Genomic DNA, 15,284 nt, shown 5'->3' with positions numbered 1-15,284 from the left:
GCAAAGGCAACTTTTCACTGTGCAAAACCGTGTCCGGCGGACAACAAAAAACCGCCCGCGTCGCCGCGGGCGGTTCGTCGTCCGAGGGACGTGGCGCGAAGCGTCAGCCGCAGTTGACCGAGGTCGCCGCGCCCTTCTCGTCGAGGATGATGTTCAGGCGGTTCGGATTGAAGTCCATCGTCGCGGCGTCGCCCGGCTTCAGCGCGCGCACGGCCTCGGACTTGCTGTCGGCCTTGGCCTGTTCGATGTCGGCCTCGCTCGCAGTCTTGCCGATGATCCACTGCGCCTGGGTGTCGTCGCAGCTGCCGGCGAGTTCGGCCGGCGCGGGCTCGGCGGCGGGCGGCGTGGCCGCTTCGCTGGCCGCGGCCTGGGACTGTTCGGCGGCGGCGGTCTGTTCGTCGGCCTCGGGCGAAGAGCAGGCGGCCAGCGAGAGGGTCAACAGCAAGGCGGGAATCGCCGTTCGGATCATGCGTAACTCCGGAGGGTGAGATGGAAGGAAGGATTACGCACCGGACATTCGAGAGTCGTTAACCGGCCGGCGCGCGCCTGCGTTCGAGCCACCATAGCAGCGCGCTGGCGGAAAGCCAGGCGAGGAACCACGGCCAGGCGGGCCCGCGAACGCCTTCCATGGCCGATGACGATGCCACCACCGTGCTCGCGGCGCCTGTGCGCGAGCGTGTCTGCGCCTGGAGCTCGGCGCGATGCAGCGACGGTGCATCGTCTTCGGCGCGGACGAAGAATGGCGTCGCGGCGTCGCCCACTCTCAGCTGATGCCAGCCCGCGCTTCGCGGCCAGAAGCCTGCGCAGCGCGCGCTGCCGGAGGCGGGATCACGCACTCCCTGCGTCGTGATGCCGTCGGGTGCGACGATCCGTGCGTCGTCTGCGATGCCGCACAGCGCCACGCGCTCGCCCACGCGCGCGCCGTCGGGCGCCGCAGCAATGGACTGCGCGCCCGCGCGTGCCAGCGTGGCGAACGCCTGCGACCACAGCGCGGCGTGCACGTCGGCGTGGCCCGCCAGCACCAGCGTGTAGGTATCGGCCGGCGTCCACACGCCGACCCGGCCGCGCCCCATTGCGTGCCACCACGCGGCCGGTGCGCCGGCCGCGTCCCGCAGCAGTGCGACATCGTCACCCGCAGGCATCCGCACCGACCGCCGCGTGAGGACGGGCAGGCCGCCCGGCACGGCGTCGGCATCCACCGGCAGGTCTGCCGTGCCTGCGCCGCGTCGTGCGCGCCAGGCGTCGTCGTCCGGCGCGGGACGAGACAGGCGGAACTCGGATTCGTCGTTGCCGACGGCCGGCACGCCCAGCAGGCGTTGCACGGGCGGGGAGATCGGTCCGTCGGCACGCACCAGCACGCCCAGTCCGTCGCGCACGGCCGCGCCGAGCGCCGCACGTTGCGCTTCGCCGAGTCCCGCGGCACTGCGCGCATCCAGCACCAGCAGGTCGAAACGGCGCAGCGTCTCGGCGTTCATCGGCAACGGAGCGTCGCCGAGCTGCATGCCGCCGCCGAGGCTGACCTGCATGTGGAGCGGGATGCTCACGTCGGTCGCCCAGCGACGCAGGTATTTGCCCTCGGCATTGGGCGCACCGGCGAGCACCCACACGCGGGGCGGCGTCGTGGGCTGCGTCCAGACCGGCAGCGACGCGGCATCGGCCACGCTACCGCGCGCTTCCCGCACCTCTACCCGGAACAGCGCCGGCCCGGGCAGGCGGGCGACACCGGTGAGGCGGAAGCGACCCTGCTCGTCCACCGGCGCGGCATCGACGCGCTGGCCTGCGGGGTCGAACAGCACCACCGTCGCCTTCGGCACGTCGTTCACGCGACCGCTGGCGATGAAGGTGTCGCCCGGCGCCACGACACCCACCGGCGCGAGTTCGACGACACCGCGCGGCAAGGCGGTAGGCGAATACATGACGCGCCGGTCGCCGAGCGCATCGCGGTCGCGGGCTTCCAGTCCATCACCGACGACGTGCAGCGTCCCCACGTCCGGATGCCGGCGCAGCGCAGTGCCCAGGTCCGGCACGCGCTCGCTGCCGTCGGAGGCCGCGGCCTCCGGCAGGGCGACGCGGGGCTGGCCCTGCAGCGCCACGGGCAGGGCAACTTCCCCGGCGTTCGCGGTCATCACCACCAGTGTGCCGGGGGTCGATGCCTGCCGAGGCGGCAGCAGGGTGAAGTAGAGCAGCAGCGCGCAGACGGGTTGCAGCACGCACAGCAGCAGGAAGCGGGTGCGGGAGCCGCGCACGTCCGTGGAAGCACCGCGACGCCGCGCGATCAGGCGCGCCCACGCGACCAGCACACCGAGCGCGAGCAGGCCGGCCAGCAGCCAGGGCAGGAGCGCGGGCAAGGTCATCGCGCGGGCTCCTGCTGGAGGGCATCGAGATAGCGACGGCCAGCATCGTCCGGCGCGGCCCGACGGCGGACCTGTGCGGGCGGTTGCGGCGACGCCGACCACAGCAGCGCACGCAGGCGCGCACGGCAGGGCGTGCAGGCCGGATCGCCGCGCACCTCATCGATGGCCGCGAACAGGTCCAGCGCATCCGGCACGCGTGCTTCGTTCGTGCGCAGCCAGGTGTGCAGCGCGTCCAGGTCCGCGCCATCCGCCGGCGCGCGATCGTTGGCCAGGGCGCGCCATGCGCGAGCGGGGGCCGCGTCGACGTCGTCGGGCATCGGGGCGAGCGGGCCGAGCGCGCGTGAGCCGATGCCCTTGCGATCGCCGCCCATCCGGCGCGTCTCGTCGATCGGCGGCAGCTCCGGTCCCACGCGGGCCAGGTAGATGCGCGTCGCCTGTTGCACCTGCTTGATGTACTCCAGCGCCTTGTACGCGAACGGCAGTGCGCGGTCCGGCTGTCCCTGGCGCAGGTGAAGTTCCGATTGCCACATCTGGTCCAACGCTTTCTTCAGCGTGGCGCGCGTGTCGGGGTCGAGCAGCGTCGCGGCTTCCGCGTGGTCGTGCGTGTGGCCGTAGGCTTCCAGCACGTCGGCTTCGCGACCGAAGCTGGCGCCGCTCGCCGACGTCGCATGGTCGTGATCGTCCTGCGCGGCGGTCGGGGTTCCGGCGTGATCGTGTCCGTCGTCGTCCGCGTGGTCGTCGTCGGTGTCGCTGGTCGGCGGCGGTTGCGGCTCGCCTTCGGCTTCCTCGCCGAGGAACTGGCCGTAGCGCAGGCGCAGGATGCGCTGGTCCACGCCGATCGCATCCGAGCGCGTGACGAACGTGTCCGCCGCCAGGCCGCGTTTCTGCTTCTGCAGCGCTTCTGCGTCGATGATGATCTGGCGCTGGCTGCGGAAGTAGGCCGGCATCACCTTCTTCACCAGTCCTTCCAGGCCCGTGCTTTCCTCGCCCAGGTCCGCCGGCCAGCGCAGGATCAGCCCGGGACTCTGCGCGGTCTGCGGCGTCGGCGCGCGCGTGTCGCGCACGGTGAGCTGTGCGATCAGGTCATCGCCCACGGCCATGCCGAGCGCCTTCAGGTCCAGCGAGGCGGCGAACCGGCGCGCGGTCGCGGGGCCGGTGCCGTGCAGCGTCATCGCCTGTTCCTTGAACGCGATGTTCTCGCCGCTGCCTTGCGCGAGCGTCAGCTTCAAGGTGGCGCTCGCGGCCACGCCGTAGTCGTCGCGGGCTTCGAAGGCGAGCGCCCAGCGCGTCTGTCCGACCGCCACCAGGCTGAGGCCGCGGTCGGGCGCCAGCACCTTCACCTGCGGCGCGCGATCGGGAATGGCATCCAGTCGACGGAGTTTCGACGGCGGTTGCGCCTCGGTGCCGGCGGCCACCACGCGGTACAGCGTGGATTTCGCGAGGCGATGCGTCGCTCGCCAGGTGTCGCCGTCGCGCTGCATCGCGATGCGCTGGCCGTCGTGGAAGACCAGATCGGCGCGGGTCGGTTGCGGTTCGAAGCGCAGCGTCCAGGCGAGTCGCGAGCCGACGGGGGCTTTCGCATCGAGCGTGGCTTCGTCGCGCGCCGGCTGGCCCGTGTAGGACGGCGGCGCGACGTGCAAGCGTTGGCCGACCAAGCGCGGGACGCCGGGAACGACCGATGTTTCTTCGTCCGCAGGCGCGAGCGTGCTGGCCATCGGTGCGCGCGCCGGCCACAACGCCGACACGGCGATCACCAGGCCGGCCACCAGCCACATCGCCACGACGCGCGGCCAAGGCCACGGCGTGCGCAGGTCCGGTGCCGGCTGGCTGCGCAGCCGTTCGCGGACGCGCGCTTGCTGCAGCTGTTGCAGCGGTGTCAGCGAAGCGGGTGGTGCCAGCAGCAGATCGCTGCTGTCGTCGAGGTCCTTGCGGCGCGCATCCAACTGGCGCACCAGCCAGGCGGTGTCGAACGCGCGTGCGCGTCGCCAGGCCAGCGCGGCGAGTACCGCGATCCCGCCCAGCGCGACGGCCACGGCGAGCATGGGCGATACGAAGCGCCACAACACACCGGCGAGCGCGACGGGAATCGGTGCTCCCAACGCCAGTTGGCCGAGCGTCGCATGGCGACGGACTTGGGCGAGACGATCCAAGGCCGACAACGTCATGGCGCCACGCTCCGCGTCCGTCGCGTGGCCATCCAGCGTTCCACCAGCACCAACACCGCGATCAGCAGGGCGAGCCAGGGTTGCAGGTCGCGTGGTGCGACCGGATAGGTCGCGCCACCGCGAGTCGGCGCGTAGTCCGTCGCGAACACGCGCGTGGGTGCGGCAGCGGGACCGTCGAACAGGGCGCGCAGGCGGTGCGGGAAATCGTCGTCGAGCAGCGCCGGCATCGCGTCGGGCCGCAGCGCACGGGTGAAGCGCATCACCCGGCCCTGGCCGAGCACGGCGCTTTCGACCAGTGGCGCACCTTCGGCGTCGCGCCAGGCCGTCGACGACATCGCAATGCCGTCCACTGTCGTTTCATGGGCGAGCAAGGCGACGCCGCCGGCCGAGATCCATTGCACGACCGGCGCGGGCACCGGTCCGCGCGCCAGCCACACCAGCGGCTGCGACGGCGGAGGCAACGGCGCGTCGGTGGTCCCGATCTGCACGGCCGTCGCGCTGTTCGGCTGCCACGCCCGTGCGGCGGCGCGCAGGTAGCGCAGCGCATGTTCGTCGCCTATTGGGTGGCGGATCGCCCATGCAGGCGATGGCGAGGCCTTCGCCGACGCTGTCGGCATCGCACCGTCGACGACCTTCCAGGCCACCGCACGCGACAGCGCGGGCCTCTCGGCATCCGCACCCTGCAAGGTTGCAGGCACGATCACGGTCAACGCGACGCCAGGCGGCAGTTCGGCATCGAGTTGCCGCAGCAGGCTGCCGATGGCCGGCGTACCGGCAGGCATCGGCGCATCCAGCGACGGGAAGCCCGGCGCCAGCCAGTGCAGCCGCATGCGCGCATCGGAGGTCGTACGTGCGAAGCCTGCCTCCACGCCGGGCACGGCGACCGTCCACGGCCGCGTGTCGTCCAGGCCCGACAGCACCGGCCGGGCCAGCCACAGCGCGAGCAATGCGAGCAGCAGCAGGCGCAGCAACAGCAACGGCCATTCGTCGAAACGGATGCGGTGGCGCGGCTTCGGCTTCTGCCGCAGCCATCGCAGCGCGGCGAAATCGGTCGGCGTCTGCTCGTGCCGGCGCGCGAGATGCAGCAGCAGCGGCAGCAGCAACGCCGCGAACGCGGCCAGGCCGGCCGGCAGCAGGAACGCCAGGCTCATGCGTACTCCGCCGCGTCACGCGCGCCGAACAGCCGGCGCAGCGGCAGGTCCAGCTGCTGGTCGGTGTAGTGGCGGGCGTGGCGGATGCCGGCCGCGTCCAGGCGCGCATCAAGCACGCCCTGCGCATCCGCGAAGCGGCGCAGGTAGTCCGCGCGCAGGGCCGCCGCATCGCCCAGCAGCTCCTCGCCGGTTTCCGGATCGCGGAAGCGATGGCCACCGGTATAGGAGAAATCGCGTTCTTCCGCGGTCAGCAGCTGGATGGCCAGCACCTCGCGCCGCGCGGCAGCGAGCCGCTCCACCAGCGCGGGCATCGCGTCGTCGAACCAGTCGCTCAGCACCAGCACCAGGTCGCCGGCGGCGATGCGTTCGAACACCGCGCCCAGCCGTTCCTGCGCAGGAAACGCGCCGTCCGCACGCAGGCCATGCAGCGCGAGCAGCAGCTGGTCGCGCTGGCGCGCGCCGTTCCCGGGCGCGACCAGGCGCACGCCCTCGCCGTGCAGCACGAGCAGGCCGAAGCGGTCGCCCTGGCGCAGCGCGAGTTCGGCGACGCAGGCGGCGAGGCTGCGCGCAGTGTCGAAACGCGTACCGCACGCGCCGTCGCGTTGGGCCATCGAGGCGGTCGCGTCGAGCACGATCCACACCGTCAGCGGACTCTCGCGCTCGGCTTCGCGCACGAAGAAGCGGTCCGAGCGCGCGTACAGTTTCCAGTCGATCTGGCGCAGCTCGTCGCCGGGCTCGTAGGCGCGGTACTGCGCGAACTCCAGGCCGGCACCGCGGCTGCGGCTGTGGTGCACGCCGATCCCCTGCGCACCGATCGCACGGCGCGCGGTCAGCCGCAGGTCCTTCAACCGGCTGCGGACGTCGGCGGGGATCAGGTCGTGCGCCATGGGCGGTCGATCAGGCGGCGAGCGGCACGCCGCGCAGCAGCGCGGCGATCACGTCGTCCGCGCTGACCTGTTCGGCCTCGGCAGCGAACGACAGCAGCAGGCGGTGGCGCATCACCGGCTTCGCCAGCACGACGATATCCTCACGCGTCGCCGCCAGGCGGCCGTGCAGCAAGGCGCGGGCCTTCGCGGCCAGCACCAGCGACTGGCCGGCGCGCGGACCGGCGCCCCAGCGCACGTACTTGCGGATCTCCTCCGGCACGCCATCACCGGGACGGCTGGCGCGCACGAGCTTGGTGATCCAGCGCAACAGGTCCTCGCTGACATGCACGTCGCGCACATGCTTCTGCAGCGCGAGGACGGCCTCGCCTTCCATCACACGCGGTACCGCGCCGCCGGCACGGCCGGTGGTCTGCGCGAGGATGTCGTGTTCCTCCTGCTCGGTGGGATAGTCCACGCGGATGTGCAGCAGGAACCGGTCGAGCTGCGCTTCCGGCAACGGGTAGGTGCCAGCCTGTTCGAGCGGGTTCTGCGTGGCCAGCACGAAGAACGGCGACGGCAACGCATGCGTGGTGCCGGCGTAGCTGACGGTGCGTTCCTGCATCGCCTCCAGCAGCGCGGCCTGGGTCTTCGGCGGCGTTCGGTTGAGTTCGTCGGCGAGCAGCAGGTTGGTGAAGATCGGGCCGGGCTGGAAACGGAAATGGCGATGGCCCGTGCCGTGGTCTTCCTCCAGCAGCTCGGTGCCGAGGATGTCGCTGGGCATCAGGTCCGGGGTGAACTGCACACGACGGAACTGCAGGTGCAGGGCCTCGCCCAGCGAGCGCACCAGCAACGTCTTGCCCAGCCCGGGCACGCCTTCGAGCAGGCAGTGACCGCCGGCGAGCAGGCCGATCAGCAACTGCTCCACCACGTCCTGCTGGCCGACGATGGCCTGGCCGATGGCGGCGCGGAGTTCGCCCAGCGTGGCGAGTTGCTGCTGGAGGTCGGATTCGGTGATGGATGCCATGGGGATTCCGTCGTTTCAGAATGTCCGGAGCCTGCTCAATGCAGGTCGGTACGGTTGATGAGCAGGGCGTAGACGTAGGCGAGTGGCCAGAGCAAGAGGCATGCGAACAACCAGAATCGGCTGCCGTTCCAGTACGCGCGCCGCATGGCGATGAACATCGAGGCGAACGTGGCCAACGGGACGGCCAGCGTCATCGCCATCTCGATCAGGGACATCTCGTCGCCCGACAGTCCGCCGTCCGCCATGCGTGGCTGGCCGGATATCGTCCACACGTAGGCGAGCGAGGCGCCCCAGAGCGCCAGCGAGGCGAGTGGTATGGCGTTGTCTTTCCTCATGTCGTCAGCGCGTAGATCACGAGGTTGACCGCGAACTTGGTGTTGTCCTCGGCCAGGAAGCGTTTGTTGCGCCAGTCGTAGTCCCACTCGCAGCCGTAGTCCTTGTTGCTGTAGAGCACGCCGAGGCGGCCGTTGATCTCGATGCCCTGCAGGTACTCGTGCACCAGGTCGTCGCCCCAGCCGTTGAGCTCGAAGCTGGTGGCCGGCGGGCCATCGAACTTGAAGAACGAAGAATAGATCGCGTGCGTGTTCGGCAGCTTCTTCATCGCCTTCGCGCCGAAGATCGACGCCATCTGCGCCTCGAACGACCTGGCGAACAGCCCGTCGATATCGTGGTTGCAGTCATCGACGAACACGAAGCCGCCGTTGCGCACGTAGCGCTCGAAGTGGCGGCGCTCCACCGGGTTGAACTCCACCAGCTTGTGCCCGGCCAGGTAGCAGAACGGGGCGGCGAGCATGCGCGGATCGGACAGCGCCAGCACGTGTTCCTTCGGGTCCACGCGCATCGTGGTGTAGTCGATCAGCGAGGTGATCAGGTTGGACGGCATGCGCGCGTCCACGTCCCAGTCGCCGGAGTCGTACTTCAGCCGGGTGAAATGGAAATCGTAGTGGCCCGCTGCGCGTGCCTGCCTGGGCAATGCGGCCGTCACCATGCCGCCGAGCATCAGGTGGAGGAACTGCGCACGCGTTAGCCGGGTGTGGAGCAAAGCCGAGGTCTCTGAAAGCCCCTCTCCCGACGGCGACCGCAGGAAGTCCCGGTGGGAGAGAGGGGTTGGGGTGAGGGGCGATGGAGTCCCGATGGTTCGAGCATCATGGACTTCGTTCGCCCCTCATCCGCCCTTCGGGCACCTTCTCCCGAGGGGAGAAGGAGAAAAGCGTTACACCGCGTCCGACAGCGAGGTGAAGGTGAAGTCGCGCAGCTTCATCGGCGGGATCATCATCACGAAGCTGGACTCGTCGCCGGCCACGCGCACCGGCTTGCCCAGTTCCTCGATGTTGTTGAGCATGATCACCGGCGACTCGTTGAAGCGGAAATTCTTCACCGGATGCTTGATCTGCCCGTTCTCGATGTAGAACGTGCCGTCGCGGGTCAGGCCGGTCAGCAGCACGGTCTGCGGATCGACCATGCGGATGTACCAGGTACGCGTGACCAGGATGCCCTTCTGCGTACCGGCGACCAGTTCGGCCGTGGACTTGGTGCCGCCGGCCACCAGCAGGTTGCCGGGCGAGCCGATCGCGCGCTTGCCCTGCTTCTGCGCCCAGAAGCGCGAGTACTCCAGGTTGGCGATCTTGCCGTTCTCGACGATGGCCATCTTCTCGCGCGGCAGGCCTTCGCCATCCCATGGCATCACTTCCGCGCCGGGGTGCCACGGGTCGGCGCTGATGTTCACGCGCGGGTCGTAGACCTGCTCGCCCAGCTTGTTGCCGCCGCCCTTCTTGGACAGGAAGCTGCGGCCTTCGTCGGCCTGGCGCGCGTCGAAGAAGTTCATCATGAACGAGATCAGGCCCGCGGCCGCGGCCGGTTCCAGGATCACCGTGTACTTGCCCGGCTCCAGCGCCTTGGCTTCGGCCGATTCGCTGGCCTTGCGCATCGCGGTGCGGATGTCGCTGTCGGCCTTAAATGCGTTCGCGTCCTTCAGGTTGCGGCCGACCCAGCCGGAACCGCGGCCGTCCTCGGTGCGCACCGTGCAGGTGTAGTTGAACGCGGTCGCGCGCTGGTAACCGAAGTTGCCCTTGCTGTTGGCGAACGCGACGAAGCTCTGGCCGTCTTCGAGGAAGCCCGCGGCGATCAGCTTCTCCGCCTTGCAGGGGCCGATCGAGTCGGCGGCGACCTGGGCGCGGAACTCGGGCGTGATGGCGGCGGTGGATTCGCTGAAGGTGGCGCTGGGCTTGTAGGTCTGCTTCTCGACGGCCGGCATGAACTCGGGGTTCTCCGGCGCCAGGCGGGCGAGGTCTTCGGCGCGGCGGACCACGCGCTCCAGCGCGGCGTCGTCGAACTCGTTGATCGTCGCGATGCCCACGCGCTTGCCGAACGCCACCTGCACGCCCAGGTCGGTATTGCTGACGATGCCGCTGGTGGAGACGTTGTTCAGCGCGAAACGGATGTTGCCGTCGACGGAGCCGGTGAGGGACGCGGTGCATTCGTCGGCGGTGGACAGCGCGATGACCTTGTCCAGGATGGCCTTGGCCTGCGCTTCGGTGAGGATGCTCATGTTCTGGGATCTCCTTGCGCCGGTCAGCCGAGCGAGCGGGCGGTGTTGATGACGTTGATGCCGTTGAAGCGCGCGGTGGACGACCCGTGCGACACCGCGGACACCTGGCCGGGCTGGCCCTTGCCGTCGAAGAACGAACCACCCAGGCGGTAGTCGCTCTCGTCGCAGACGGCGGTGCAGGCGTTCCAGAATTCCGGCGTGCGGATCTGGTAGGCCACGTCCTCGATCTGCTGGGTGATCTTGCCGTTCTTGATCTCGTAGAAGAGCTGGCCGCCGAACTGAGCGTTGTAGCGCTGCTGGTCGATCGAGAACGAGCCGTCGCCGATGATGTAGATGCCGTTCTCGACGTTCTTCACCATGTCGGCCACGGACAGCTTGGTCTTGCCGGCGGCCAGCGACACGTTGGCCATGCGCTGGAACTGCACGCTGCTCCACGAGTCGGCGTAGCAGCAGCCGTCGGATTCGGTCTTGCCCAGGATGTGGGCCTGGTCGCGGATGGTCTGGTAGTCGACCAGCTTGCCGGCGCTCACCAGGTCCCAGCGCTTGGTCTTCACGCCTTCGTCGTCGTAGCCGACCGCGCCCAGGCTGCCGGGCTGGGTCTTGTCGGCGAACAGGTTGACCAGCTCGCTGCCGTACTGGAAGCGCTGCTCGCGCTTGTCCAGCGTGGCGAAGCTGGTGCCGGCGTAGTTGGCCTCGTAGCCGAGCACGCGGTCCAGCTCGAGCGGATGGCCGACCGATTCGTGGATGGTCAGCCAGGTGTGCGAGGGATCCAGGACCAAGTCGTACTTGCCCGGCTTCACCGACGGCGCGGTCAGCTTCGCGCGCGCCTGCTTGGCGGCCGCGATGGCGTCTTCCTTCATGTCGTACGACAGGCCGTAGTTGACCACGCCGTTGGGCGAGGTGAACTTCTGGCCGGCGTCGCCATCGAGGTATTCGTAGCCCAGGCCCATCGGCGCGGACAGGCCATCGCGGGTGCGGAACTTGCCGCTGGCCTTGTCAATGGCGGTGACCGTCATCGGCACCCAGATACGGTGCACGTCCTGGTCGATGAAGGAGCCGTCGGTGCTGGCGAAATACTTCTGCTCGTTGACCAGGAACATCATCGAGTTGACGAAGTCCGCGCCGGCGTTGATCGCCGCGGCGTTGACGCCCAGCAGCAGGTCGACCTTGTCCTTGATCGGCACGTCCATCGCGTTCTTCTTGATCGGCGTCTTCCACGACACCTCGCCGAAGCCCGGCGCCTTGGCCAGCTGCACCGGCGCGGTCTGGGTCTTGCTGTTGGCCTTGGCGATGGCGGCGGCCTGGCGCGCGGCGGCGGCCACGCCCTCGGCGGTCAGCGTGTTGGTGGCGGCGAAGCCCCACGCGCCGTTGGCGATCACGCGGATGCCGGCGCCGGTGGACTCGGTGTTCACCACGTTCTGCACCTTGTCCTCGCGGGTTATGACGAACTGGCGCAGGTAGCGCCCGATGCGCACGTCGCAGTAGGTGGCGCCGGCCTGCTTGGCCGCCGCGAGCGCGGCGTCGGCGAGGCGCTTCTTGAAGGCGACATCGAGGGTGGACTGGAGCTGCTCGGCGGCAATCGCCTTGCCGAAGAAGGACGGCACCATCAGGCCGCCCAGGCTGAGGCCGGTCATGGCCAGGAAGTCACGACGTTGCAAGGCAATTCTCCACCGGTTGGGCCTGCCGGGCGGCAGGCGGGGCACTGCGACGGGAGCATTCCGGCCTGCGCCTTCACCACCGCACAGGTCGTCCCGGATTCTTGCGCCCGCGTGCAGACAGCGTCAAATGACTTTCGGCATACACACGGTGTCGCGATGCCCGGATCGACGCCTTCGCATCACCCCAAGCTGCGCGCCGTGTTGATGATGTTGATGCCGTTGAAGCGCGTGGTGGCCGAGCCGTGCGACACGGCCGATACCTGGCTGGGCTGGCCCTTGCCGTCGAAGAACGAACCGCCAAGGCGGAAATCGCGCGCGTCGCAGATCGCGGTGCAGGCGTTCCAGAACTCCGGCGTACGGATCTGGTAGGCCGCATCCTCGACCTGGCGCGTGACCTGGCCATCCTTGATCTCGAAGTAGAGCTGCCCGCCGAACTGCGCGTTGTAGCGCTGCTGGTCGATCGAGTACGAGCCGCGGCCGTGGATGTACAGCCCGTTCTCCACGTCCTTCACCATCCCGGCCACCGTCAGCGGCGTCTTGCCCGGCGCCAGCGACACGTTGGCCATGCGCTGGAACTGCACGCTGCTCCAGGAATCGGCGTAACTGCAGCCGTGCGACGCGTCCTCGCCGAGGATATGCACCTCGTCGCGCGTGGCCTGGTAGTTGACCAGCACGCCGTCCTTCACCAGGTCCCAGCGGCGGGTCTTCACGCCTTCGTCGTCGTAGCCCACCGCACCGAGGCTGCGCGGTTCGGTCTTGTCGGCGGTGAAATTGACGATCGGACTGCCCCACTGAAAGCGCTGCTCGCGCTTGTCCAGCGTGGCGAAACTGGTACCGGCGTAGTTGGCTTCGTAGCCGAGCACGCGATCGAGCTCCAGCGGATGGCCGACGTTCTCATGGATGGTCAGGAACAGGTTGGACGGGTCCAGCACCAGGTCGTACTTGCCGGGCTTTACCGACGGCGCGGTCAGCTTGGCCCGCGCCTGCTTCGCCGCGGCCACGATGTCTTCGCGCAGGTCGTACGACGCGCCATAGGCCACCACGCCGCCCGGCAGCGCGAATCTGTCGGCCGGGTTCGCATCCAGGTACTCGTAGCCCATGCCCATCGGGGCAGAGAGTCCATCACGCGTCTTGAACTTGCCGGTCGCCTTGTCCACCACCGTCACCGTGAAGGGCACCCAGATGCGGTGCACGTCCTGGTCGATCCAGGAACCGTCAGTGCTGGCGAAATACTTCTGCTCGTTGATGACGAACATCCGCGACGCCGCGAAGCTGGCGCCGGCAGCGAGCGCGGTGGCATTCGCGTCCAGCAGCAGCTCTACCTTGTCCTTCACCGGCACCGCCATCGCGTTCTTCACGATCGGCGTGCGCCAGCTCACCTCGCCGGCGCCTTCCAACGGCGCCAGCTGCACGGGCTTGCCTTGGATGCGCGCGTTCGCGCGGGCGATCGCCACGGCCTGGCGCGCGGCGGCGGCCACGCCGTCGGGTGTCTGGTCGTTCGTCGCCGCGAAGCCCCACGCGCCCTGCGCGATCACGCGCACGCCGATGCCGGAGGATTCGGTGTTCACCACGTTCTGCACCTTGTCCTCACGGGTGATCAGCGACTGCCGCAGGTAGCGGCCGACGCGCACGTCGCAGTAGCTCGCACCCGCCGCGGTCGCGGCCGACAGCGCGGCTTCGGCGAGGCGCTTCTTCTTCGCCACGTCGCCGGGTTCCAGCAGCGCTTCGGCCGCGATGACGCGCGCACCGGGCAGGGCCAGTCCGGCAAGGGTCAGTCCGCCCAGGGCGAGGAAGTCGCGTCGTTGCATCGATCGGGTCCGGAAACGGCAGCCTCCGGACTGTCGTCGGCACGCATCGCAGCGTCAAGTGACGGCGGTCATGACGCCGTGACGTGGTGCACAATGGGCCTCATCCCGTACAGGAATCGACCCGCATGAAATCCCGCCCGGTCGCCCGGCTCGAGAACGACGACGAACAGCCCCGCCTCGCGGTGCTGATCGATGCCGACAACGCCCAGCCGGCCGTCATCGAGGGCCTGCTCGCGGAGACGGCCAAGTACGGCGTGGCCAGCGTGAAGCGCATCTACGGCGATTTCACCAGCACGCGCATGACCCAATGGAAGCAGGCGCTGCTGAAGCACTCGATCAATCCGGTGCAGCAGTTCGCCTACACCAGTGGCAAGAACGCCACCGACAGCTCGCTGATCATCGATGCGATGGACCTGATGTACACCCGGCGCTTCGACGGCGTGTGCCTGGTCTCAAGCGACAGCGACTTCACCCGCCTGGCCCAGCGCCTGCGCGAGGAAGGCCTGACGGTATACGGCTTCGGCGAGCGCAAGACGCCGGATGCATTCGTGCAGGCCTGCGACAAGTTCATCTACGTCGAGGTGCTGCGCAGCGAAGCGCCCGCGCCGCCACCACCACCGCCACAGAAGCAGGCGAAGAAGACCGCCAGGCCGGCGACCAGGAAGCCGGCGACGCAGGCCGAACCTGCGGCCGCACCCGTCGTCGAGCAGCGCAAGCACGAGTCGCTGCCGCTGCAGTTGATCCGCCAGGCGATCGAAGACGCGAGCGATGACCAGGGATGGGCCTTCCTGGGCAGCGTGGGCAGCTATCTCAACAAGGTGCGCCCCGATTTCGACACGCGGCTTTACGGCCACAAGAAGCTCAGCGACCTGATGAAGGCGCATCCGCGCCACTTCACCGTCGAGGAGCGGGCGGGCGAGGGCGGTGCGAAGCGCTTCTATGTGCGGGCCGCGTAGCGTGCGACATACGCATGACGTCAGGACGCTTCCGGCAACGGCGGCTCGTGCGCGTGGCGCACGCTACGTGGCATGACCAAACCTTTCGCGCCGTCCTGCGAACGCAACCGGGACCCGATCCTGTCGGTGTTGCAGCGCCACCTTGCAGACACCCGTCGCGTGCTCGAGATCGGCAGCGGTACCGGCCAGCACGCGGTGCATTTCGCCGCCGGGATGCCCTGGCTGGCATGGCAGGGCAGTGATCGCGCGGAAAACCTGGCCGGCATCGGGGCATGGTTGGACGACGCGGCGTTGCCGAACACGCCGCCTGCCTTCGAACTCGACGTCGACGGGCCGTGGCCCGACGCCGGCTTCGATGCGGTCTTCACCGCCAACAGCCTGCACATCATGGGCTGGCCGCAGGTCGAGGCCTTCTTCGCCGGCGTCGGCAAGGTGCTGGAGGCGAACGGCTTGCTGATCGTCTACGGGCCTTTCAACTATGGCGGCGAGTTCACCAGCGACAGCAACCGCGCGTTCGAGCAATGGTTGAAGGACCGCGATCCCGCCTCGGGCATCCGCGACTTCGAGGCCATCGACGCGCTCGCGCGTCGCATCGGCCTGTCGCTGGTCGAGGACAACCCCATGCCGGCCAACAACCGCTGCCTGGTCTGGCGACGACGGAGATTCTTGTAGGAGCGACGTGAGTCGCGACCGTGGATCGAAAGCATTTGTTCGACACGGATCAGGGCGAGAACAGCGGATCAGAAACGAATGT

13 protein-coding genes are annotated in these 15,284 nt (G+C 69.0%); 2 read left to right on the top strand and 11 right to left on the bottom strand.

Annotated elements, in window-relative coordinates; genetic code table 11:
- Positions 1-103: 103 nt before the first annotated feature.
- From Q0907_RS11145 to Q0907_RS11095, 11 genes are all read right to left on the bottom strand, one after another.
- Positions 104-469: an I78 family peptidase inhibitor gene (locus Q0907_RS11145; protein ID WP_299344603.1), complete on the bottom strand. Its 366-nt coding sequence runs from the start codon at positions 467-469 to the stop codon at positions 104-106.
- 58 nt (positions 470-527) lie between these two features.
- Positions 528-2,354 (bottom strand): carboxypeptidase-like regulatory domain-containing protein, encoded by a 1,827-nt coding sequence (locus Q0907_RS11140; RefSeq protein ID WP_299344601.1) that lies wholly within the window; start codon positions 2,352-2,354, stop codon positions 528-530.
- The gene (locus tag Q0907_RS11135) at positions 2,351-4,519 is read right to left on the bottom strand and encodes a hypothetical protein (protein ID WP_299344599.1); all 2,169 of its coding nucleotides are present in this window, start codon (positions 4,517-4,519) and stop codon (positions 2,351-2,353) included. Before Q0907_RS11135 ends, Q0907_RS11140 begins: the two co-directional genes overlap by 4 nt.
- Positions 4,516-5,670, bottom strand: a complete 1,155-nt coding sequence (locus Q0907_RS11130; RefSeq protein WP_299344597.1) for a BatA domain-containing protein — start codon at positions 5,668-5,670, stop codon at positions 4,516-4,518. Before Q0907_RS11130 ends, Q0907_RS11135 begins: the two co-directional genes overlap by 4 nt.
- Positions 5,667-6,557, bottom strand: coding sequence for a DUF58 domain-containing protein (locus Q0907_RS11125; RefSeq protein WP_299344594.1), 891 nt, complete (start codon positions 6,555-6,557; stop codon positions 5,667-5,669). The genes Q0907_RS11130 and Q0907_RS11125 overlap by 4 nt, the downstream gene beginning before the upstream one ends.
- Positions 6,558-6,567: 10 nt before the next feature.
- The gene (locus Q0907_RS11120; RefSeq protein WP_299344592.1) at positions 6,568-7,560 is read right to left on the bottom strand and encodes a MoxR family ATPase; all 993 of its coding nucleotides are present in this window, start codon (positions 7,558-7,560) and stop codon (positions 6,568-6,570) included.
- Between the two features lie 35 nt (positions 7,561-7,595).
- Complete coding sequence (locus Q0907_RS11115) at positions 7,596-7,895, bottom strand: hypothetical protein (RefSeq protein ID WP_299344589.1); 300 nt, start codon at positions 7,893-7,895, stop codon at positions 7,596-7,598.
- The gene (locus Q0907_RS11110) at positions 7,892-8,560 is read right to left on the bottom strand and encodes a DUF4159 domain-containing protein (protein WP_299345219.1); all 669 of its coding nucleotides are present in this window, start codon (positions 8,558-8,560) and stop codon (positions 7,892-7,894) included. Before Q0907_RS11110 ends, Q0907_RS11115 begins: the two co-directional genes overlap by 4 nt.
- Before the next feature lie 213 nt (positions 8,561-8,773).
- Positions 8,774-10,108 carry a TldD/PmbA family protein gene (locus Q0907_RS11105; RefSeq protein ID WP_299344586.1) on the bottom strand — a complete coding sequence of 445 codons (1,335 nt, stop codon included), beginning with the start codon at positions 10,106-10,108 and terminating at the stop codon, positions 8,774-8,776.
- Between the two features lie 23 nt (positions 10,109-10,131).
- Positions 10,132-11,766, bottom strand: a complete 1,635-nt coding sequence (locus Q0907_RS11100) for a TldD/PmbA family protein (protein WP_299344583.1) — start codon at positions 11,764-11,766, stop codon at positions 10,132-10,134.
- Between the two features lie 179 nt (positions 11,767-11,945).
- Entirely contained in the window at positions 11,946-13,574 is a 1,629-nt protein-coding gene (locus Q0907_RS11095; protein ID WP_299344580.1) for a TldD/PmbA family protein, read from the bottom strand.
- A 125-nt stretch (positions 13,575-13,699) separates the two neighbouring features.
- Between Q0907_RS11095 and Q0907_RS11090 the strand changes: the two genes are divergently transcribed.
- Complete coding sequence (locus Q0907_RS11090) at positions 13,700-14,530, top strand: NYN domain-containing protein (protein WP_299344577.1); 831 nt, start codon at positions 13,700-13,702, stop codon at positions 14,528-14,530.
- Positions 14,531-14,602: 72 nt separating this feature from the next.
- Entirely contained in the window at positions 14,603-15,202 is a 600-nt protein-coding gene (locus Q0907_RS11085; RefSeq protein ID WP_299344574.1) for a DUF938 domain-containing protein, read from the top strand.
- Positions 15,203-15,284 lie beyond the last annotated feature (82 nt).

This window comes from uncultured Pseudoxanthomonas sp., assembly GCF_947498795.1.
Classification (GTDB): Bacteria; Pseudomonadota; Gammaproteobacteria; order Xanthomonadales; family Xanthomonadaceae; genus Pseudoxanthomonas_A.
This window is presented reverse-complemented; position numbering and strand designations above follow the sequence as displayed.